General features: G+C 67.1%; 16 protein-coding genes. 13 read left to right on the forward strand and 3 right to left on the reverse strand.

The features are described 5' to 3' along the window. The 13 genes from ACZK3J_RS11540 (at position 1) to ACZK3J_RS11600 (ending at position 18,836) form a co-directional block, all read left to right on the forward strand. Complete coding sequence (locus tag ACZK3J_RS11540; RefSeq protein ID WP_049404640.1) at positions 1 to 3,150, forward strand: efflux RND transporter permease subunit; 3,150 nt, start codon at positions 1 to 3, stop codon at positions 3,148 to 3,150. 172 nt (positions 3,151 to 3,322) lie between these two features. Next, positions 3,323 to 3,835 (forward strand): MerR family transcriptional regulator, encoded by a 513-nt coding sequence (locus tag ACZK3J_RS11545; protein ID WP_017357196.1) that lies wholly within the window; start codon positions 3,323 to 3,325, stop codon positions 3,833 to 3,835. Then, entirely contained in the window at positions 3,832 to 4,146 is a 315-nt protein-coding gene (locus ACZK3J_RS11550; RefSeq protein WP_088434186.1) for a DUF2933 domain-containing protein, read from the forward strand. Before ACZK3J_RS11545 ends, ACZK3J_RS11550 begins: the two co-directional genes overlap by 4 nt. A gap of 1 nt (position 4,147) precedes the next feature. After that, on the forward strand, positions 4,148 to 4,813 hold the full coding sequence (locus ACZK3J_RS11555) for a methyltransferase family protein (RefSeq protein ID WP_017357195.1): 666 nt from the start codon (positions 4,148 to 4,150) through the stop codon (positions 4,811 to 4,813). Continuing rightward, entirely contained in the window at positions 4,810 to 7,197 is a 2,388-nt protein-coding gene (locus ACZK3J_RS11560) for a heavy metal translocating P-type ATPase (protein WP_049404642.1), read from the forward strand. Before ACZK3J_RS11555 ends, ACZK3J_RS11560 begins: the two co-directional genes overlap by 4 nt. After that, positions 7,194 to 7,601, forward strand: coding sequence for a hypothetical protein (locus ACZK3J_RS11565; protein WP_049436410.1), 408 nt, complete (start codon positions 7,194 to 7,196; stop codon positions 7,599 to 7,601). Before ACZK3J_RS11560 ends, ACZK3J_RS11565 begins: the two co-directional genes overlap by 4 nt. 133 nt (positions 7,602 to 7,734) lie before the next feature. After that, positions 7,735 to 9,069: an MBL fold metallo-hydrolase RNA specificity domain-containing protein gene (locus tag ACZK3J_RS11570; protein WP_229301209.1), complete on the forward strand. Its 1,335-nt coding sequence runs from the start codon at positions 7,735 to 7,737 to the stop codon at positions 9,067 to 9,069. Continuing rightward, positions 9,066 to 10,583, forward strand: a complete 1,518-nt coding sequence (locus tag ACZK3J_RS11575) for a thymidine phosphorylase family protein (RefSeq protein ID WP_049404647.1) — start codon at positions 9,066 to 9,068, stop codon at positions 10,581 to 10,583. The genes ACZK3J_RS11570 and ACZK3J_RS11575 overlap by 4 nt, the downstream gene beginning before the upstream one ends. Further along, positions 10,580 to 11,494 carry a ribose-phosphate diphosphokinase gene (locus ACZK3J_RS11580; protein ID WP_017355176.1) on the forward strand — a complete coding sequence of 305 codons (915 nt, stop codon included), beginning with the start codon at positions 10,580 to 10,582 and terminating at the stop codon, positions 11,492 to 11,494. The genes ACZK3J_RS11575 and ACZK3J_RS11580 overlap by 4 nt, the downstream gene beginning before the upstream one ends. Next, positions 11,491 to 13,956 carry a phosphoketolase family protein gene (locus tag ACZK3J_RS11585; protein WP_017355175.1) on the forward strand — a complete coding sequence of 822 codons (2,466 nt, stop codon included), beginning with the start codon at positions 11,491 to 11,493 and terminating at the stop codon, positions 13,954 to 13,956. The genes ACZK3J_RS11580 and ACZK3J_RS11585 overlap by 4 nt, the downstream gene beginning before the upstream one ends. A 25-nt stretch (positions 13,957 to 13,981) precedes the next feature. Beyond that, a complete protein-coding gene (locus ACZK3J_RS11590; protein WP_017355174.1) occupies positions 13,982 to 15,574 on the forward strand; it encodes an ABC1 kinase family protein in 1,593 nt (530 codons plus the stop codon). A gap of 63 nt (positions 15,575 to 15,637) precedes the next feature. After that, positions 15,638 to 17,713, forward strand: coding sequence for a heavy metal translocating P-type ATPase (locus ACZK3J_RS11595; RefSeq protein WP_082316348.1), 2,076 nt, complete (start codon positions 15,638 to 15,640; stop codon positions 17,711 to 17,713). 19 nt (positions 17,714 to 17,732) lie between these two features. After that, entirely contained in the window at positions 17,733 to 18,836 is a 1,104-nt protein-coding gene (locus ACZK3J_RS11600; protein ID WP_036196077.1) for an acetate/propionate family kinase, read from the forward strand. 36 nt (positions 18,837 to 18,872) lie between these two features. On the opposite strand, the gene ACZK3J_RS11605 is transcribed toward ACZK3J_RS11600, so the two are convergent. The 3 genes from ACZK3J_RS11605 to ACZK3J_RS11615 all read right to left on the reverse strand — a co-directional run bounded on the left by ACZK3J_RS11605 (position 18,873) and on the right by ACZK3J_RS11615 (position 20,659). Continuing rightward, positions 18,873 to 20,072, reverse strand: a complete 1,200-nt coding sequence (locus tag ACZK3J_RS11605; RefSeq protein WP_478475817.1) for a hypothetical protein — start codon at positions 20,070 to 20,072, stop codon at positions 18,873 to 18,875. A gap of 94 nt (positions 20,073 to 20,166) precedes the next feature. After that, positions 20,167 to 20,442: a GDCCVxC domain-containing (seleno)protein gene (locus ACZK3J_RS11610; RefSeq protein ID WP_465251337.1), complete on the reverse strand. Its 276-nt coding sequence runs from the start codon at positions 20,440 to 20,442 to the stop codon at positions 20,167 to 20,169. After that, a complete protein-coding gene (locus tag ACZK3J_RS11615) occupies positions 20,372 to 20,659 on the reverse strand; it encodes a heavy-metal-associated domain-containing protein (RefSeq protein WP_017355169.1) in 288 nt (95 codons plus the stop codon). Before ACZK3J_RS11615 ends, ACZK3J_RS11610 begins: the two co-directional genes overlap by 71 nt. Between the last annotated feature and the right edge of the window lie 5 nt (positions 20,660 to 20,664).

The raw sequence follows: 20,664 nt of genomic DNA on the forward strand, positions 1-20,664 counted from the left end.
ATGCTTGGCCGTCTCGTTGAATGGTCGGTGCGCAACGTCTTCCTGGTGCTGCTGATGGCGCTGGCGATTGTCGCCGGTGGCATCTACGCACTGATGAACACGCCGCTGGACGCACAACCGGATCTGTCGGACGTGCAGGTGATCGTGTTCACGGAGTACCCGGGGCAGGCGCCCCAGGTGGTCGAGGACCAGGTCACCTATCCGCTGACCAGCGCCCTGCTCGCGACGCCGAAGTCGAAGGACGTCCGCGGCTTCTCGTTCTTCGGCGCCTCCTTCATCTACGTCATCTTCGAAGAAGGCACGGACCTGTACTGGGCGCGCTCGCGCGTGCTCGAGAACCTCAACGTCGCGTCGAAAAACCTGCCGGCTGGCGTGGCACCGGCACTGGGACCCGACGCGTCCGGCGTGGGCTGGGTCTACCAGTACGTGCTGCAGAGCGACCGCCACTCGCTGGACGAGCTGCGCGCGATGCAGGACTGGTACCTGCGTTACCAGCTCACCACCGCGCCCGGCGTGGCCGAGGTCGCCAGCGTCGGCGGCTTCGTGCGCCAGTACTCGATCACCGTCGATCCGGTCCGGCTGCGCGAGTTCGACATCCCGATTTCACGCGTGTCCGAGGTGATCGCCGAGAGCAACCGCGACGTCGGCGGCCGCGTGATCGAGATGGCCGAGACCGAGTACATGGTGCGGGGCCGCGGCTACCTGCGCGGTATCGAGGATATCGAGAGCCTGGTTCTGCGCGCCGAAGGGGGCGCACCGGTGCTGATCGGCGACGTCGCCCGGGTCGAACTGGTACCCGATGAGCGCCGTGGCATCGTCGACCTGGACGGCGAAGGCGACGTTGTGGGCGGGATCGTCATTGCGCGCTTCGGCGAAAACGCCCTGGCCGTGATCGGGGGGGTGAAGGACAAGATCGCCCAGCTTGCGAGTGGACTCCCCGAGGGCGTCAGCGTCCAGGCGGTCTACGACCGCTCCGATCTCATCGTGCGCGCGATCAAGACGCTACGCACGACGCTGCTCGAGGAGAGCCTGATCGTCGCACTGGTGTGCCTGGTATTCCTGTTCCATGCGCGCAGCGCGCTGGTCGCGATCGTCATGCTGCCCGTCGGCGTGCTGATCGCGGTGATCGCGATGCGCATGCTGGGCATGAACTCCAACATCATGAGCCTGGGCGGCATCGCGATCTCGATTGGCGTGATGGTCGACGCGGCGATCGTGATGATCGAGAACGCGCACAAGCACATCGAGCGCTCCGACGGCTCCCGCAGCCGGACCCAGCTGATCATCGATGCCTGTCGCGAGGTCGGGCCGGCGCTGTTCTTCAGCCTGATGATCATCACCGTCTCGTTCCTGCCCGTGTTCGCCCTGGAGGCTCAGGAAGGTCGCCTGTTCAAGCCGCTGGCCTTCACCAAGACCTTCGCGATGGCCGGTGGCGCGCTGTTGTCGATCACGCTGGTACCGGTACTCATGCTGCTGTTCGTGCGCGGCAAGATCGTGCCCGAGCACAAGAATCCGGTGAACCGGTTCCTGGTTGCGGCCTATCGGCCGGTGATCAACGTCGTTCTGCGGCATCGCATGGCCACAATCATGTTTGCGTTGGCCGCCCTGTTTGCAAGCCTGTGGCCTGCATCGCGGCTGGGCAGCGAGTTCATGCCAACCCTCAACGAAGGCACGCTGCTGTACATGCCCGCGTCGCTTCCGGGCATGTCGGTGACCAAGGCCTCGGAGCTGCTGCAGCAGCAGGACCGGATCATCAAGGGCTTCCCGGAAGTGGAGTCGGTGTTCGGCAAGGCGGGCCGTGCCCTGACGGCCACCGATCCCGCACCGCTGGAGATGTTCGAGACCGTCATCAACCTCAAGCCCGAGGACGAATGGCGGGACGGCATGACCACCGACAAGCTCATCGCCGAGATGGACGCGGCGCTGAAGTTCCCGGGCGTCGCCAACTCCTGGACGATGCCGATCAAGGCGCGCACCGACATGCTGGCCACCGGCATCCGCACGCCCGTGGGCATCAAACTCTTCGGCACGGACCTTGAGCAACTCGACGCGCTGGCCACCGAGATCGAAGCCGTGGTGCGCGAAGTGCCGGGCACGACCAGCGCGTTCGCCGAACGCCTGACCGGCGCCTACTACCTCGACATCACCCCCGACCTTGGCAGCCTGGCCCAGTACGGCGTCACCCTGGGCGAGGTGCAGAACGTGGTGGCCGCCGCGCTGGGCGGCGAGATCGTCACCACCATCCTCCAGGGCCGCGAACGCTTCAGCGCGATCGTGCGCTATCCCCGCGAACTCCGCGACGATCCGCACCGGATAGGCAGCCAAGTCCTTGTGCCGGTGCCCGGCGGCGCCCAGGTGCCGCTGGGCGAACTGGCGCGGATTGAGGTCAGGAAGGGTGCGCCGAGCATCCGCACCGAGAACGCGATGCTGGCGGCGTACATCTACGTCGACACCCGAGAGAGCGATCTCGGCCGCTACGTGAAGGCTGCGCAGGAAGCGGTCACCGAGCAGGTGCAGTTCCCGCCTGGCTACTACGTGACCTGGAGTGGACAGTACGAATACATGCAACGTGCCGCGGAGAAGATGCGTGTCGTCGTTCCGGTGACGCTGGCGCTGATTTTCCTGCTGCTGTACCTCAACTTCCGCCGTGTCACCGAGTCGCTGATCGTGATGCTGTCGGTGCCCTTCGCACTGGTCGGTGGCATCTGGCTGATGTGGATGCTCGACTACAACACCAGCGTCGCGGTGATCGTGGGCTTCATCGCGCTGGCCGGCGTCGCCGCGGAAACCGGCGTGGTGATGCTGATCTACCTCGACCACGCACTTGAAGCGCGTGCCGCGCAGAGGCAGGCCGAAGGCCGGGCACTGGATTCACGGGACCTGCGCGAGGCCATCATCGAAGGCGCGGTCGACCGCGTGCGCCCGAAGATGATGACCGTGGTCGCGATCATGGCGGGCCTGCTGCCCATCATGTGGAGCAGCGGTACTGGCTCGGAAGTCATGCGCCGAATCGCTGCGCCGATGGTAGGTGGCATGGTGTCTTCGACCATCCTCACCCTGGTCGTGATCCCGGCGCTGTACTCGCTGATCAAGCAGCGGCAGCTGGCCAGGAAGCCGCACCCCTCCTCCGCACTACCCAAGGAGAAGTAGTGATGGGGCCGTTCAACGCAGGCAGGGACCGACGGCTCATGCAACTGTGGCCGCGAACATCCGTCCGTCCACGGCCAATTCGCGCGTTACTGGCTTCGCCCACCGCAAGGCCGGTTGACCTGTGTGCGAGACACAGGTCTAGCCTGATCAACACCTCGCCGGGAGCAAGCCGATGACGACCAAGGAAGAAGTGACGCTGCCGCTGATGACGGTCCGCCAGCTGGCACGGCAGGGCGATGTCACGGTGCATGTGGTGCGCAACTACCTGCGGCGCGGTCTGTTGCAAGCGGCCACGCATACCGAGGGCGGCTACCAGTTGTTCTCCACCTCGGAGCTCCTTCGCCTGCACTTCATTCGCACGGCGCAACACCTTGGCTTCACGCTGGGGGAAATCGAGGAAATCATCCACCACAGCCTGCTGCGACATAGTCCCTGTCCGCTTGTGCGGGACATCATTCGGCGCAGGCTCGACGACACCCGCCAACAACTGGACAGGCTGCTCGCCATGCACGGACGAATGGAGCGTGCCATCCACGCCTGGGCGGAGCTTCCGGACTCCATTCCGACTGGCGATGACGTCTGCGCATTGATCGAATCTGTTGCCGCTGCTGAAGGCGGCGGGTTCGTCAAGTCCACCCCCCGGCGACTTCTTGGACGCCGCCCCACAGAGGAGAATTTGCCATGACAGCCTCCAGTCCTGCCCCCTCAGGCTCCCGACGCTGGGTCTTCTGGATCTTCCTGGCGCTGGCCGTGTTCTATCTCGCCGTCGAGCACGGCGCCCACCTTGGGGGGACGCTTCGCTGGTTGCCCCTGGCCATCCTGCTGCTATGTCCCTTGATGCATGTGTTCATGCACAAGGGGCATGGCGGTCATGGAGGTTCCGGAAGTCATGGGCGCGACGGCAATGCCGACGACACACCCCATGGCCAGCATGAGAGCCGTAGCAAGCGGGCACTGAACGACGAAACGTCCGACACCTCGAACGGAGGGCACTGACATGCAGGCACCCGACTCCGGCTACGGTCTTTGGCTCCTCGCCGCCATCAACGCCGCGTTCTTCATCTTCTTCGCCTGGAGCTTCTACAAACCGCTGACCCGTTGGGACTGGCGTGGGTTCGGTATGTTCTCCGCCTTCGTCGTGGCCCTGTTCGCGGAAATGTATGGCTTCCCGCTGACGCTGTACGTCCTGGGCGGCTGGCTCAGCGCCAACTATCCGCAGGTGGACTGGCTGAGCCATGACGCGGGCCATCTGCTCGAGATGTGGTTCGGCTGGCGCGCCAACCCGCATTTCGGCCCATTCCACATCGCAAGCTTCGTCCTGATCGGCGGCGGCTTCTGGCTGCTGTCGGCCGCCTGGCCGGTGCTGTATCGGGCACAGCGTGAAGGCCGGCTCGCCCGCGAGGGCGTGTATGCGCGCATGCGTCACCCGCAGTACGTCGCCTTCCTGCTCGTGCTGACCGGTTTCCTGCTGCAGTGGCCCACGCTGCTCACGCTCGCCAGCTATCCAGTGCTCGTGTGGGCCTATGCCCGCCTGGCGCGTCGTGAGGAAAAAGACTGCTTGAGCCGCTTCGGCGACGACTACGTCCGCTACATGCAGGAAGTGCCGGCCTTCATCCCGCGACGCCGGCGCGGCCCCGCTCCATCCCAAGGAGAAACCCGATGACGCACGTCCACAAACCCACTGTGCGCACGCGCACCTGGCCCATCGGCGACATGGTGAGTGCCGGCTGCGCGCGCACGCTGGAGAAGGCCGTGGCCGCGCTGCCTGGAGTCAACGCCACCAGCGCGAATTTCGCTACCGCGACCCTGCAGGTGTCCTACGACCCGGCCCGCCTGTCGGCGGGCGCGGTCGCCACCGCGATCCGCGACTGCGGCTTCCAATGCAACGCGCCGATGCCCGATGCCGACCCCGCCGCAGGCGCGCACGCCCATGCTGCGCATGCCGGGCACGGACAGGAATTGGCCGCAGAGCGCCCCGCTGACGCCCACGCCGGCCACGGCGATGACGCCACGGATGCCGGGGGCCACGACGCCCATGCGGGCATGAACCACGGCAGCGATCTGCACGCCGCGGCGCGCGACATGGGCCGCCGCTTCCTGGTCGCCCTCGCCTTCGCGATCCCGGTATTCGTGTGGTCGCCCATGGGCGGGCTGATAGAGCCGCCGCCGGTGCCGTTCGGACTGCGCGAGAACGTCTGGTTGTTCCTGCTGGCGACCGGCGCCGTGCTGTATCCGGGCTGGCCATTCTTCAGCGCCGCGATCCGGTCCCTGCGACGGGGTGTGCTGGACATGGCGGTCCTGGTGCTCCTGAGCGTGGGCACAGGTTACGGTTTCAGCATCGCGTCGACGTTCTTCTTCGACGGGCCGAACTTCTACGAGGCCTCGGCCGTCCTGCTGACCTTCGTCCTGCTTGGCCACTGGCTCGAGATGCGGGCTCGCGCCGGCGCCTCGGACGCCATGAAAGCGCTGCTGAAGCTGTCCCCACCCCGCGCGGTCGTCCGGCGCGAGGGGCAGGAGCTCGACATTCCCACCGCTGAAGTGCTGGTCGGCGAGACCGTGATCGTGCGGCCCGGGGCGAAGATCCCGGTCGATGGCATCGTGACGGAAGGCAGCTCTCAGGTCGACGAATCCATGCTGACCGGCGAGTCGATGCCGGTGCGCAAGGATCCCGGAGAGTCCGTCGTCGGCGGATCGATCAACAAGAGCGGCGCATTCGCCTACACCGCCACCAAGATCGGCAGCGACACGGCACTGGCGCAGATCATCAAGCTGGTCCAGACCGCGCAGAACTCCAAGGCGCCCGCGCAGCTGCTCGCCGACCGCGCCTCGCAATGGCTGGTGCTGGCTGCGATCGTGATCGGGCTGCTGACCTTCGCGGTCTGGTTCTGGTGGCTGGGACAGCCGCTGCTGTTCGCGCTCACGCTGACGATCACCGTCTTCGTCATCGCCTGCCCCGATGCACTCGGTTTGGCCACGCCGATGGCGATCATGATCGGCACTGGCCTGGGGGCACGACACGGCATCCTCTTCAAGCATGCCGAATCGATTGAGAAGAGCGCACGCCTGGACGTGGTGATCTTCGACAAGACCGGCACCCTGACGGTCGGCGCCCCCGAGGTGGTCGACATGGCGGTCGCGCCGGGCTGGACGCAGGAGCGGTTGCTGGCCGCGGCCGCCGCGGTCGAGGCGCACTCCGAGCACCCGCTGGCGCAGGCCATCCTGAAGCGTGCCGGTCCGGTAGCCGAGCGCGCTACCGCGTTCACCAACATCGATGGCCAGGGCGCTACCGGCGTGGTTGACGGGGTGCAGGTGGTGCTGGGCAACCGGATCCTGATGGTCGAGCACGGCATCGACCTCTCGGTATTGGAAGCGGAGGCTGCGCGCCTCACCGGTGCCGGTCGCACGGTGATCTATGCCGGGGTGGGTGACCGGCTCGCAGGCTTCTTCGCGATTGCCGACGCGATCCGGGAGACCTCGCGCGCGGCCATCGACGAATTGCACCGGCGCAACATCAAGGTGGCGATGATCACCGGCGACAACCGCCCCACGGCCGAGCGCGTGGCACAGGACCTGGGAATCGACATCGTGCTGGCCGACGTGCTGCCGGGCGGCAAGGCCGATGAGGTCATCAAGCTGCAGTCGCAGGGCCTCAAGGTCGGCATGGTGGGCGACGGCATCAACGACGCACCGGCGCTCACCCAAGCCGACGTTGGGTTCGCGATCGGCGCCGGCACCGACGTCGCCATCGAGAGTGCCGACATCGTGCTCATGCACAGCGACCCTTATGACGTCGTTCGCGCGACCACCATCGCCCACGCCACTCTGCGCAAGATGCATCAGAATCTGGGCTGGGCCGTGGGCTACAACGTGCTGGCCTTTCCGCTGGCGGCCGGTGTGCTCTATCCGTTCGTGCTGTCGCCAGAAATCGCCGCGCTGTCGATGTCGGGCAGTTCGGTGATCGTCGCCCTCAACGCGTTGCTGCTCAAACGCCTTCCACTGGCGGATGCCGCCACCCCTCGCAGCCCATCTAAGGAGTCCACACCATGAATACGGTCACACACGTCGCCCATTCCAGACCCCGAGGTACCAATCGCAGCCATTGGGTCGCCGCACTGGCCCTCGCGCTCGCGTTCGCATTGCCGGGGGTCGTCTCCGCGAACGAGGGTGGGTTCCGCCACAACGTGTTGATGCGCGGCCAGGTGCTGGAAAAGCAGGACGGAACGCTTGTGGTCTGTGTCGGGCAGGCCGACGGTGCCCAGGTCGGGCAGGTGCTGGACGTGATCCGGCACAAGCGCCGTATCCGGCATTCGCGGGCCGGCGGTCCACGCTACCGCCGCGAGAACGTTGGCCAAGTGCGCATCGTCGAACTGTTCGACAGCCACTACGCGGAGGCTGAAGTGATCTCCGGGAGCCCCAAGGTCAACGACACAGTGGAGCTGATCCGCCCCTGACAGGCGCGCGGGCGATGCAGATGCGCCTCGGCCCTCGCCATGCCCTCCGCAATCACTTCCCTTCCAGGACAGGAGCCACACCATGACAGCGTCTTCCAACCCCACCCTGCAATTCCTCGGTGCCGCGGGCACCGTGACCGGCTCGCGCTACCTGGTCGAGGCCAACGGTCAGCGCGTGCTCGTGGACTGCGGCCTGTTCCAGGGCTACAAGCAATTGCGCGAGCGCAACTGGGCTCCGTTTCCCGTCGAGGCGTCATCAATCGACGCGGTGGTCCTGACCCACGCCCACCTGGACCATTCGGGCTACTTGCCCGCACTGGTCAAACAAGGGTTCCGCGGCCGGATCCACTGCACCCATGGCAGCGTGGCCCTGTGCGGCCTGCTGCTTCCCGACAGCGGACACCTGCTCGAAGAGGAGGCCAAGTACGCGGCCCGCAAGGGGTACTCCAAGCACAAGGAACCACGGCCGCTTTATACCGAGGATGACGCCCGCCGCAGCCTGAAGCAGCTCAAGGGGCATGACTATGGTCGCGACATCGAGGTCGCATCAGGCGTCACGATCCGCTTCCATCCTGCCGGCCACATCCTGGGCGCTGCCCATGTCAGCCTTGACGTCCAGGGCCAGCGCCTGCACTTCAGTGGCGACCTGGGACGGCAGCAGGAGTCGCTGATGAATCCGCCGACGCCCCTGCCCGCCTGTGACGTCCTGGTCTGCGAATCCACATATGGCAATCGGGAACACATTCCGATCGACCAAGAAGCCGAGCTGGCACCGATCATCCGCCGCGTTGCCGCCCGCGGGGGCGTGATCGTCATTCCCGCCTTTGCCATCGGCCGCGCCCAGGCGCTCATGCTGCATATCGCCCGGCTGCGTGAGCGCAAGGACATCCCTCGCGTGCCGGTCTACCTCAACAGCCCGATGGCGATCAACGCGACCCGGCACTACCACGACCACCACTCCGAGCACCACGTGTCCGACGAGGACTGCCAGCGGATGTTCGACGTGGCCACCTTCGTCAACACTGTAGAAGAGTCGAAGGCACTCAACCGCCAGCGCGGGCCGATGATCATCATCTCGGCCAGCGGCATGATCACCGGCGGGCGCGTGCTGCACCACATCGAGGCGTTCGGCCCCGATGACCGCAACGCGATCCTGCTCGCGGGCTACCAGGCCGGAGGAACACGCGGTGCCGCGCTGGCGGCAGGCAAGCGCACGTTGCGCATGTTCGGCCGCGAGGTCCCCATCCGCGCCGAGGTGGTGCAGCTGGAGGGCTTCTCCGGCCACGCCGACGCCGGGGAGCTGCTGGACTGGATGCGCACCGCGCCGTCCGCGCCGCGCATGGTCTACCTCACCCACGGCGAGCCCGACGCTGCAGACACGCTGCGCGGGCGCGTGCAGCGTGAACTGGGCTGGCGTGCGCGCGTGCCGGGGCACCTGGAGCAAGTCGGATTGGAGGATGCGAGATGACCACGCAGGCCCCGGGCCACACCCGCCTGCGCGTCACCCGTGCCGGCATCGACACCTACCAGCAGCCGGTGGTCTATATGCACCGCGACTGCGAGGTCTGTCGCTCGGAAGGCTTTGCCGCGATGACGCGCGTCAGGCTGGACGTGGACGCCCGCACGCTGGTGGCGACGCTGAACGTGGTCATCGACGATCGGCTCGGCCTGGACGAGGTGGCGTTGTCGGAGGCCGCGTGGACGCTCCTCGATCCCGCGCCCGACGCCCTCGCCGGCGTCAGGCACGCGGAACCCGCGGCGTCGGCGGGCGCGCTCCGTGCCAAGGTGTTCGGCGCCCGGTTGGACGACGCGCAGTACTTCGCCCTGGTGCAGGACGTGATGGAAAGCAGGTTGTCGGACCTGGAGCTTGCAGCTTTCGTCACTGCCAGCGCGGGTGACCGCCTGGACCATGCGGAGACGACCGCGCTGACGCGAGCCATGATCTCCGTGGGCCAGCGCCTGGACTGGGGCGAAGGGCCGGTGCTGGACAAACACTGCGTAGGTGGCCTGCCGGGCAATCGCACCACCCCGATCGTGGTGGCCATCGTGGCTGCGCTGGGCTACCGCATCCCGAAGACCTCGTCGCGCGCGATCACGTCGCCCGCGGGCACCGCCGACACCATGGAAGTGATGGCGCCGGTGGCGCTCGACCTGGCGGCGATGCGCCGGGTGGTGGAGCGCGAGGGCGGCTGCATCGTGTGGGGTGGCAACGTGCGCCTGAGCCCGGCCGACGACATCCTGATCCGGGTCCAGCGCCCGCTGGATTTCGACAGCGACGGCCAACTGGTCGCCAGCGTGCTGTCGAAGAAGATAGCCGCGGGCTCCACCCACGTCCTGATCGACATGCCGGTGGGTCCGACGGCCAAGGTGCGAGGTGAGGCCGCGGCCCACAGCCTCGGCACGCGGCTTGCCCACACCGCGGGCGCGCTGGGATTGCAGTTGGGCATCCATCGCTCCGACGGCACCCAGCCGGTGGGTCGGGGAATCGGCCCGGCGCTCGAGGCGCACGACGTGCTCAAGGTGCTGCGCAACGCGGCCGATGCACCCGCCGACCTTCGCGAACGCGCACTTGCGCTGTCCGCGGCGCTGCTGGACATGGCAGCGGGCAGCAACGCCGGCACCGGACTGGAGCGCGCGCGCGGCGTGCTGGATTCCGGGGCGGCGCTGGCCAAGTTCCTGGCGATCTGCGAGGCCCAGGGAGGCTTCCGCGAACCGCCACGGGCGGCGTTCACCGCCGACGTCCCGGCGCCTGCATCGGGCCGCATCGCGGCGATCGACAACCGCAGGCTGGCCAAACTGGCCAAGCTGGCCGGCGCCCCGACATCCCCCACCGCCGGCCTCGAAACCGGTCTGCGGATCGGCGATACGGTCGAGCGCGGACAGCCCATGATGACCCTGCATGCGGAGTCGCCGGGAGAACTGGCCTACGCCCTGGAGCACGCCGCGACGCTGCAACCCTTTGTGCTTGGAGAGGTTCCATGACCCGTGTGCTGATGCCCTTCCCGGCCGATGCAGTGTTGGCCGGCACCATCAACCAGCCCCTGCAGGCGCGCATTGCACCCGTGGCCTGGCGGCACTTCCCCGATGGCGAGTCGCTGGTCACCCTGGACGACGCACTGGACGGCGCCGATGTGGCGATCCTGGCCAGCCTGCGCAACGCCGATGCCCTGGCCCTCCCGCTGCGCTTCGCCGCCCGGACCGCGCGCGAGTTCGGGGCTCGTTCGGTCGGCCTCATCGCACCCTACCTGGGGTATATGCGCCAGGACACCCGCTTCCATCGCGGCGAGGCGGTCAGTACACCGCTGTTTGCGCAATTCCTCGAAGAGGCTTTCGACTGGCTGGTGACCGTGGACCCGCACCTGCACCGCGTCGAGCGCCTGCAGTCGCTCTACCGCATTCCGACGGTCCACGTATCGGCGACGCCGGCCGTGGCCCGCTGGATCGCTGAGACCGTCCCCGACGCTGTGCTGATCGGCCCTGACAGCGAGAGCGAGCAGTGGGTAGCGGACATCGCCGCCCTGTCCGGCATGCCCTACCAGGTGCTGGCCAAGGAGCGGCACGGCGACTACGACGTGCGCGTCAGCCTGCCCGACCCGCAGGCCGTGGCGGGCCGGACCCCGGTCCTGATCGACGACATCGTGTCGTCCGGCCACACCATCCTGGAGACCCTCGCACACCTGCGCCGGTTGTCGTTGCCGCCGCCACTGCTGGTCGCCATCCATCCGGTGTTCGCCGGCGATGCCTATGCCCGCCTGCAGGAAGCAGGTCTGGCCCGCATCGTCAGTACCGACACCATTGCCCACCCGTCGAACGCGATCGCGCTCGGCGCGGACCTCGCTGACGCGGCATCGACCCTGATGTCCGCTTCGGCCGACTCCCCGGAGGACCCATGAACCTGCATCTCAACTGCTGCACCGCCGACCAGCTGTCGGCCGCCGAGCGCCAGCGGACCCTTGAACTCGCCGACGCCCACCGGCGGGCCGATCCCGCGTTTGACCATTGGGCGGCCGGCTACGGCGTGATCCGACATGACCCGCTCACCCAGCTCCGGGTCCGCCAGATGGTGCACGAGCTGGTGGCCTTGGGCCGCACGCCCGATGCCGGCACCGCCTGGCAGCGGCTCGCCGCGGCCGATCGCGTCACCAGCGCCGGCATGTGGCTGGTGGCCCACATGACCTACAGCCAGCGGGTCCGCACCGACGGCGCGGCCCTCGAGGCCGATGACTTCAAGGCCACGCCCGAAGGCCACACTGGCGGGTCCCTCAACATGGTGCCGGCCTACGCCGGCTACCTGCTGATGGACGCCCTGGATGGCGTCACCCGCGCATGGATGATGGGCCAGGGGCACTGCGTGGCCGCCATCGACGCGCTGAACGTGCTGGTTGGCAACATGACCGCCCGGCACGCCGAACGTTACGACCGCTCCGACGCGGGGCTGAGCCGGTTCGTCGGCGACTTCTATGCCTACACCCTCAATCCGGACGGAACACCGGCGTCGCCCCTGGGCTCCCACGTCAATGCGCACACCGCCGGGGGCGTGATGGAAGGCGGCTATCTCGGCTTTGCCGAACTGCAGTACGTGCATGCACCGCTCAAGGACGAACGCCTGGTGGCGTTCCTCAGCGACGGTGCGTTCGAGGAACAGCGCGGCAGCGACTGGGCGCCGCGCTGGTGGCGTGCCGAGGACAGCGGGCTGGTCAGCCCGATCATCATCCTCAACGGGCGGCGCATCGAACAGCGCAGCCAGATCGCCCAGCAGGGCGGCGAGCGGTGGCTGGACCGGCACCTGCGATTGAACGGCTTTGATCCGATCGCGCTGGACGGGCGCGATCCGGCCAGCATCGCGTGGGGTATCCATGTGATGGAGTCGCGCCTGCAAGCGGGCGCCGCCGTTCCCGATGCCGACGTGCGGCTGCCCTATGGCATTGCCGAAACCGTGAAGGGCTTCGGATTCCCCGGCGCCGGGACCAACGCCTCGCACAACCTGCCCCTGCCCGGGAATCCGTCGAAGGAGGCCGAGGCACGCGCGCTCTTCAATCAAGGCGCCGCGGCGCTGTTCGTGGCCGCGTCCGAGCTCGAGGAGGCTGTTGCCGCACTCAACAGCCACGACCTCCAGCAGCGCGTGCGCGAGCGCGACCATGCGCTGGCCGATCGCCAGGTGGAACCGCCCCGCGTCCCGGCGATCGCCGACCGCGGCGCCGGCGGCGAGAGCTCGCCGATGACCGCGCTCGACGAGCAGTTCGTCGCCATCGCCGAAGCGAACCCGGGGCTGCGCGTGCGCGTGGGCAATCCTGACGAGCTGCGCAGCAACAAGCTCGATCGCACCCTGGACGCAATGAAGCACCGGGTGCACGAGCCCGAGCCCGGTGTCGCGGAATCGACCACTGGCGCGGTCATCACCGCGCTTAATGAGGAAGCCGTGGTATGCGCCGCGCTCGGCAACAAGGGCGGGCTGAACCTGGTGGTCACCTACGAGGCGTTCGCACCGAAGATGCTTGGCGCCGTGCGCCAGGAATTGATCTTCGCGCGTCACCAGGCACAGGCGGGGCGACCGCCCGGCTGGCTGGGCGTGCCTCTCGTGCTGACCTCGCACACGTGGGAGAACGCGAAGAACGAGCAGTCCCATCAGGATCCGACCATGGCCGAGGCGCTCCTGGGCGAAATGGCCGACATATCGCGCGTGGTGTTTCCCCCGGACGCCAACGGCGCCGCCGCGGCCCTCGCCCACGCCTACGCGCAACGCGGCACGGTCACCACCCTGGTCGTCCCCAAGCGACCGGTGCCGCACGAGCTGACACCGACGCAGGCGCAGGCGCTGGCCACCCAAGGTGCGCTGTGCCTGGCCGGCAACCCGGCGACAGCGGCGATCCTGCTGGTCGCCACCGGTGCTTACCAATTGCAGGAAGTGCGCCACGCGCAGGTGCGCCTCGTTGAACGTGGCGTGTCGGCCGCGATCGTCTATCTCGGCGAGCCCGGCCGGTTCCGCACGCCGCGCGATCCGGACGAGGCGCGGTACGTGCACTCCGACAGCGAGGTCCATGCACTGTTCCCGGCGGAACGGCCGCGCATATTCGTCACGCATACGCGGCCCGAGCCCTTCCTGGGCGCGCTGCGCCGGCTCGACACTGGCCCGGCCACGACCGCGGCGCTCGGCTTCGTCAACCGCGGCGGCACGCTGGACGTGCCGGGACTGCTGTTCGCCAACCGCAGCACCTGGGCGCACGTGGTCGATGCGGCCGCGGGCGTCCTCGGCCAGTCCCGGGGCGGCCTGTTGTCGGAAGCGGAGCTGGCGGCAGTGGATGGTCGGGGCGATCCGGCCACGATCCTGCGTCCTGCAAGTGGGTCGACGCCATGAGTTGTCCAACCGGGAGCGCGCGTTGATGGCGGGCACGGTGCGGCGCGGAGGCCAGATTGCCTGGGCGGGACTCAAGCTCGGCGTCGCCGTGCTGCGCCTGCGCCGACGTGCACCCGACCTGCTTCCGGCATACGTCAGCACCACACTGGTGGGGTTGGGCACCACCTTCGTCAAGCTGGGCCAGGGCTTGAGCCTGCGCTGGGACCTGCTGCCGGCGCCCTATCGCGAGGCGCTGTCGCGATTGCACAGCGATGTGCCCCCCTTCCCGGCGGAGGAGGCCATGCGTATCGTCGAACAGGCGTTTGGCGCGCCGGTCGGCGAACTTTTCGCCAGCTTCGATGACAAGCCCCTGGCCGCGGCTTCAGTGGCCCAGATCCATCCAGCGCGCATGCATGATGGTCGCGATGTGGTCGTCAAGATCACCCGCCCCGGGATCCATGCCCAGGTGCAGGCGGATCTGCTGCTCCTGCGGCGCACGATGCGCGTCGCCCAGTGGATCTGGCCGCCACTGAAACGCCACCGGCCGCTCGAACTGGTGGACGAACTAGGCGCATTCCTGCGTGACGAGATCGACATGCGTCACGAGGCGCAGAACATGCGGCGCATGGCCAAGGTGCTGGATGCCCTGCCCGGCATCACCCAGCCGCACGTCGTCGAGCCGTATGCCACCCGCAACGTGCTTGTGCAGGATCGAAGCCACGGGACCCGTCTGGAGGCCGCGTACGGCACAGCGGCCGCTCCCGCACTGGCAAGGGCGCTGCTCGGTGCCTACGTGCATCAGCTCTTCGGCGCCGGCGTCTTCCATGCCGACCCGCACCCGGGGAATCTGTTCTTCTTTGACGACGGTCGCCTGTGCCTGCATGACTTTGGATCGATCGGCGTGCTCGACCCTGCATCCCGGCTCGCGCTCGGCGGCATGGTCGAGGCCATTGCGGCCGACGACGCCGAGGGCGTGCTGGATGCAGCGATCGCCATGGGCTTCTTCCCGTCGCAGGTCGACCGCCGCTCGCATGTGCGCGAGATCCACCTGATCCTGGCCGAGATGGCCAGCCGTCCGCTGGCGCAGTGGTCCATTGCCGAGGCAATCTGGCGCGTGGCACGCATTGGGCAGGGCGCTGGCTTCCGGCTTCCGGCCCACCTGCTGTCCCTGATCCGGACGCTGTTCCTGGTCGAGAACACGCTGCGGGCGCTGGATCCGAATCTGGACCTGCTGGGGACGCTGTCCGCGCAGGCGGCCGCGATCGCCGACATTGCCGAAGCCAGCCGCCCCAGCGGCAACAGGCCGCTTGCCATGCGGCTGGCCCGCACTGCGCGCCAACTGCCACAGATCGCCACCGACCTGTTGCGGCAGGCGCAACTGAGCGACGGACGACCCGCCTTCTCCGTACACCACCATGGCCTGAGTTCCACGCAGGAGGCAATCGCGCGCACGGGCAACCGGCTGGCGTTGGCCCTGGTCACCTTGGGCCTGTACGTAAGCGGTGCGCTGTTGAGCCTGCATTCCGACGGCCCGCAAGTGTTCGGTCACATGCCTTTCCTGGCTATGGTGGCTTTCGCTGCTGCGGGATTGCTCTCACTGCGGCTGGTGATGGCCATCGCCAGATCGGGACACTTGTAACAGAACACTGATCTATCTCCCCGCTGGTGCCCGGCGCATCAGTGCATCCAGGAAGGCAGACCCATGACGCAACACAATCATCATCATCAAGATCATCAGGCGCACGGCGAGCAACCGCCGCATCCCCGCACGGGTGCTGAAGGTGACGTCCATGCCGGGCACGACAAGCATGCCGGCCACAGCGTGGCGAGCTTCCGCGACAAGTTCTGGCTCACGCTGCTGCTGACCATCCCCACTCTGATCTGGAGCGGGATGATCCAGCATTGGTTCGACTACACCGCACCACAGTTCCCGGGGTCGGCGTACATCCCGGCGGTGTTCGGCACGATCGTGTACTTCTACGGCGGCTCGCCGTTCCTCCGCGGCGGATACCACGAGCTGAGAAATCGCCTGCCGGGCATGATGACGCTGATCTCGCTTGCGATCACCGTCGCCTTCCTTTACAGCGCGTTGGTCACGCTCGGCGTTGTCGAGGGCTTGGACCTGTGGTGGGAGCTGGCGACGCTGGTGGCGATCATGTTGCTCGGCCACTGGATCGAGATGCGTTCGATCAACCAGGCACAGGGCGCTCTCAAGGAACTCGCGAAGCTGCTGCCTGATATGGCGGTGCGGTTGGATGAGGCCGGTACCGCGAAGGAAGTCCCTGTCGCGGAACTGAAGCGCGGCGACCTGCTGCTCATCAGGCCCGGCGCGAGCATTCCCGCCGACGGCGTCGTGAAGGAAGGGACCAGCGCCGTCAACGAAGCGATGATCACCGGCGAGTCCAAGCCGATGGACAAGTCGACGGGCGACCGGGTGATCGCCGGCACCGTCAACGGACAGGGCTCGTTGCGTGTCGAGGTGACGGGAACCGGCGACGAGACCGCGCTCGCGGGTATCATGCGGCTCGTCGAGCAGGCCCAGACGTCGCGCTCGCGCGCCCAGGCCCTGGCGGACCGGGCGGCGTTCTACCTCACGATCATCGCCATCGTCTCCGCCGCGGTTACCGCCATTGTCTGGCCACTCCTCGGTCGACCGTGGAGCTTCACGATCGAGCGCGTAGTGACCGTGCTCGTGATCGCCTGTCCCCATGCGCTGGGTTTGGCCATCCCGCTGGTGACCGCCATCTCGACCACGATTGGCGCACGGAACGGCCTGCTCGTGCGCGATCGACGCGGCCTGGAAGAGGCCCGTTTGCTGAACACGGTCGTGTTCGACAAGACAGGCACGCTCACGCTCGGTTCGCACCGCGTCGTGAAGACCACTGCCGCCGATGGACTCACCGACGACGAGGTGCTTCGCGTGGCCGCGTCGGTCCAGCGCGACGCTGAACATCCGATCGCGCAGGCGCTGATGACCAGCGCCAAGGAACATGGCATCGACGTTCCGATGTCGCAGGACTTCGAGTCCATGCCGGGACGCGGCGTGCGCGCAGTCGTCGAGGAGCGCTCGCTTCACGTTGGCGGGCCGGGTCTGTTGAGAATGCTCGCGGTCGAACCGCCGGAGACGCTTCGGCGGGCTGCCGAATCAGCGGCAGCCGATGGTCAATCTGCAACCTACCTGGTGGAAGGCGACCGGGTGCTCGCCGTATTTGCGATCGCGGATGCCATCCGTCCCGAATCGTTCGACGCGGTCAAGCGGCTGCACGACGAAGGACTGGAGGTTGTCCTGCTGACGGGTGATTCCACGGCGGTCGCAAACGCGGTCGCGAAGGAACTCAACATCGACACCGTCTTCGCCGAGGTATTGCCCGAGGACAAGGTGGCAAAGATCGAGGAGCTGCAGGCCCAGGGCAAGCGCGTCGCGATGGTGGGTGACGGTGTCAATGACGCTCCGGCGCTGCTCACGTCCGACGTCGGCATCGCCATCGGCACAGGGACGGACGTCGCGGTCGAGGCCGGCGACGTCGTACTCGTGCGCAGCGACCCGCGCGACGTGCCAGCGATCATCGAATTGAGCAAGGCCACCTATCGCAAGATGATCCAGAACCTGTGGTGGGCCGCCGGCTACAACATCGTCGCCATCCCTCTCGCCGCTGGCGTTCTCGCCGCATGGGGGATCCTGCTGCAACCTGCGCTTGGGGCAGTGCTCATGTCGCTGAGCACCGTCGTTGTGGCAATCAATGCGCAGTTGTTGCGCCGGGCGGTGCGGTCCCCATGAACATGATTCGGGGACACCTGTGACCACGCGCCGGCTTCTTGCACTCAACGTTGGCTCGTCCACCCTCAAGGGCGCGTCCTATCTGTTCAACACTGAGGGACACGGCGCGCAGTCTCGTCTGCTCGAGCGCTCCCGGGCCGAAATTCCAGTCGGCGTGGATGCGCAGGAGCGCCTTGCCACCCTGCTCGAGGCATTGTCGGAGCCGTGGCCCAGCCCCGACGTGGTGGTGCACCGAATCGTACATGGCGGTGACCTGCACGACGCCCGCGAGCTCGACGAAACCGTGCTCGCGAAACTGGATGCATTGGTGCCGTTCGCACCCTTGCACCAGCCGGTAGCCCTCGCTTTCGCGCGTGCCGCGCGCATGCGTTGGCCGCACGCGCGCCAAGGCGTGGCCTTCGACACCGACTTCCACGCGTCGCTCGCGCCCTGGAGCCGGCGCTTGCCTGTCCCTGAAGCATGGGATGCGCTGGGCATCCGCCGCTACGGTTTCCATGGACTCGCCTTTGCCTCCGCGCTCCGCATAGTGGCCAGCCACGACGCTGGAATCCTGAAGGGCCGCGCTGTCTTCGCGCATCTGGGGGGTGGCTGCAGCGTCTGCGCCGTCGAGGGCGGCCGCAGCCGCGACACCACCATGGCGCTCACTCCGCTGGGTGGAATCCCGAGCCCTACCCGCTCCGGAGATCTCGATCCCGGCGCGTTGCTGTATCTGCTGAGGCATGAACGCCTGGATGCGCAGGCGCTTGAAAACGGCCTGTACCGCAGTGCAGGCCTTGCCGGAATCGCCGGCCATGGCGACATGCGCGTGTTGCTGACGGATCCCGGCCCGCAGGCCCAGCTTGCCGTGGAGCTCTTTGCAGTCCGGATTGCGCAGTCCATCGCGGCCATGGCCACGGCAATTGGCGGTCTCGACCATGTCGTCTTTTCCGGCGGCATCGGCCATCGCGCGCCGGTTTTGCGGGCTCGCATCGTCGCGCGACTGGCCTGGCTCGGCCTGGCGCTGGCACCTGACGTCAACGATGCTGGAGCCACGCGGATCGACCGCGGGGGCGGGCCGAGCATATGGAACGTCGCGATCGATGAGGAGCGCGAACTGGCTGAATCGGCACTCGCCTGGCTGTAGCCACGACACGCCCCAAGGGTCGGCTCCGGTGGGGAATCACTCCTCGATCCGTGACGACGTGAGCACCGCTGCGAATCCACCACCGGGGGTGCGCATGTTCGTGGTCTGGCCCTGGTACAGCCTGGCCGCGAACAACAGGACACCCGCCTCGGACGCGAAGCAGCGCACATCCGCCTTGAGGGACTGGCCCCCATGCACGATCCGCATGCTCGGTGGCGCGAAGGCCTGTGCGATGTAGGTCGCCGACGCCATAGACGCCCAAGTCCGCCGGGTCAACTTGTCGCGCCGATAACTCCCACGGCTGCCAAACCCTGCTGCAGGCTTGAAGAAATATCCGTTGCGCACTGCCCACAACGCATCCCGGTTCGCGGGCACGAGTTCGACCGTGGGCGGGATCACCTGGCCCAGCAGTGCCGTCGAACCCGCATCGACCCCGAACCCGCCGAGCAGAGCCGGGTCCCCGAGCACCGCAAGGTTGCGCTTGTCGGCAAACAGCGCGTGTGCTCGGGGATGCGGCATCAGCGCGACGTCCCCTGCCAGGTAAGCCTCACGAATGTCTGCATGCGAGGCATCCTCGAGCGCGAAATCGGTCAACCGGTTGTAGACAGTGTCGATTCGACCGTGGGCATCCTCAAGCCCGTCCGAACCAAACGACAAATCCTCGGGAGCGCTGATCACGCAGTCCACGCCATGGTCCCGAAACGCGTTCGCGTACAGCACAAACTCGGGGTAAAGGAACTGCGCTCGCGGAGTGCTGTCCACGATGGCCAGGCGCGACGGCGTGCGCCCGGATTGCTGCCGAGCATCCTCCATCCAGGCCGTGACGGCCGCATCACGCGCTTGGGCCGCGTTGGTCCAGGTGGCCCATGCTGGCGGCGCGCAAGACCGCACGGCATCGAGCAACAAGGCATTGAGGAGCAGACCGCCTGGATTGGTGTTGACCTCGATCAGCCGCGGGCCATCGACCGTCAGGTGAAAGTCCAGACCCAGGACGCCCCCCGCCGAACCCGGATCATGGGTTGCAATGTCAGGGGCCCATTGCAGGACCCGTTGGCTATATCCCGGGTTTCCTGCGACGTCGAAGACCGCCGCCGCGACTCGTCCCATGGCCTCCAACGCGGGCCGATCAACGAACAAGGCATAGGGTGAAAATAAGTGCGCGTGTACGGCGGGATCAGTCGTGAACTCCGGAAAGGCACCCCGGATCGACTCGTGCAGACGGAGGATGTCGACCACTTCGCATGCACACCGCTGGTTGAGCGGCGCGCTTTCCAGGGTGGCACAGTCGATCTCGCAGCCTGTCTGTCCAACTATTATCGGAGTCCGCGGTTCAACCACAACAGGGATTGTTCTGTTGGATCGGTGGACATGGCACTGTTCCGAACGAGCAGAACACACAGCAGTCGCCTTGATGCGGACGCAAAACCGCTCCACAGCCCGTGCACTCATAGAAGAATTGACACGCTGTGATGGGCATTGTCTCGGTCGCCCGATGGCCGCACTCCGGGCAGGTCAAGATGCTTTCCAGCTTGACGTCACTCACCGCCAGTCCGCACCTTGGCCGGGAAGCCTGCTTCCGTGACTGCACGCGCGATTCCGGCTGCATCCGTCTGGCTCGATTCGAACGTCACCGTGACTGTTTCAGCCCGGGTGTCCACCTTCACATCGGCCACGCCCGGCACCTTCTCCAGCGCCTTCCTGATGGTGATGCCGCAGGCGGGACAGGTCATGTTCTCAGCATCGAGCATCACTACGGTTGCGGGCGTCGCAAGAGCGGCACCGACCGACAGAGCAGCCACCAGGGCCAGTATCCACTTGTGCATCGCGC

This window comes from Stenotrophomonas sp. 86428_Sma, from assembly GCF_056481585.1.

Coding starts and splice junctions, on each gene's coding strand:
- ACZK3J_RS11540 (WP_049404640.1), top strand. CDS start 1: ATGCTTGGCCGTCTCGTTGAATGGTCGGTGCGCAACGTCTTCCTGGTG.
- ACZK3J_RS11545 (WP_017357196.1), top strand. CDS start 3,323: ATGACGACCAAGGAAGAAGTGACGCTGCCGCTGATGACGGTCCGCCAG.
- ACZK3J_RS11550 (WP_088434186.1), top strand. CDS start 3,832: ATGACAGCCTCCAGTCCTGCCCCCTCAGGCTCCCGACGCTGGGTCTTC.
- ACZK3J_RS11555 (WP_017357195.1), top strand. CDS start 4,148: ATGCAGGCACCCGACTCCGGCTACGGTCTTTGGCTCCTCGCCGCCATC.
- ACZK3J_RS11560 (WP_049404642.1), top strand. CDS start 4,810: ATGACGCACGTCCACAAACCCACTGTGCGCACGCGCACCTGGCCCATC.
- ACZK3J_RS11565 (WP_049436410.1), top strand. CDS start 7,194: ATGAATACGGTCACACACGTCGCCCATTCCAGACCCCGAGGTACCAAT.
- ACZK3J_RS11575 (WP_049404647.1), top strand. CDS start 9,066: ATGACCACGCAGGCCCCGGGCCACACCCGCCTGCGCGTCACCCGTGCC.
- ACZK3J_RS11580 (WP_017355176.1), top strand. CDS start 10,580: ATGACCCGTGTGCTGATGCCCTTCCCGGCCGATGCAGTGTTGGCCGGC.
- ACZK3J_RS11585 (WP_017355175.1), top strand. CDS start 11,491: ATGAACCTGCATCTCAACTGCTGCACCGCCGACCAGCTGTCGGCCGCC.
- ACZK3J_RS11590 (WP_017355174.1), top strand. CDS start 13,982: ATGGCGGGCACGGTGCGGCGCGGAGGCCAGATTGCCTGGGCGGGACTC.
- ACZK3J_RS11595 (WP_082316348.1), top strand. CDS start 15,638: ATGACGCAACACAATCATCATCATCAAGATCATCAGGCGCACGGCGAG.
- ACZK3J_RS11610 (WP_465251337.1), bottom strand. CDS start 20,442: ATGCAGCCGGAATCGCGCGTGCAGTCACGGAAGCAGGCTTCCCGGCCA.
- ACZK3J_RS11615 (WP_017355169.1), bottom strand. CDS start 20,659: ATGCACAAGTGGATACTGGCCCTGGTGGCTGCTCTGTCGGTCGGTGCC.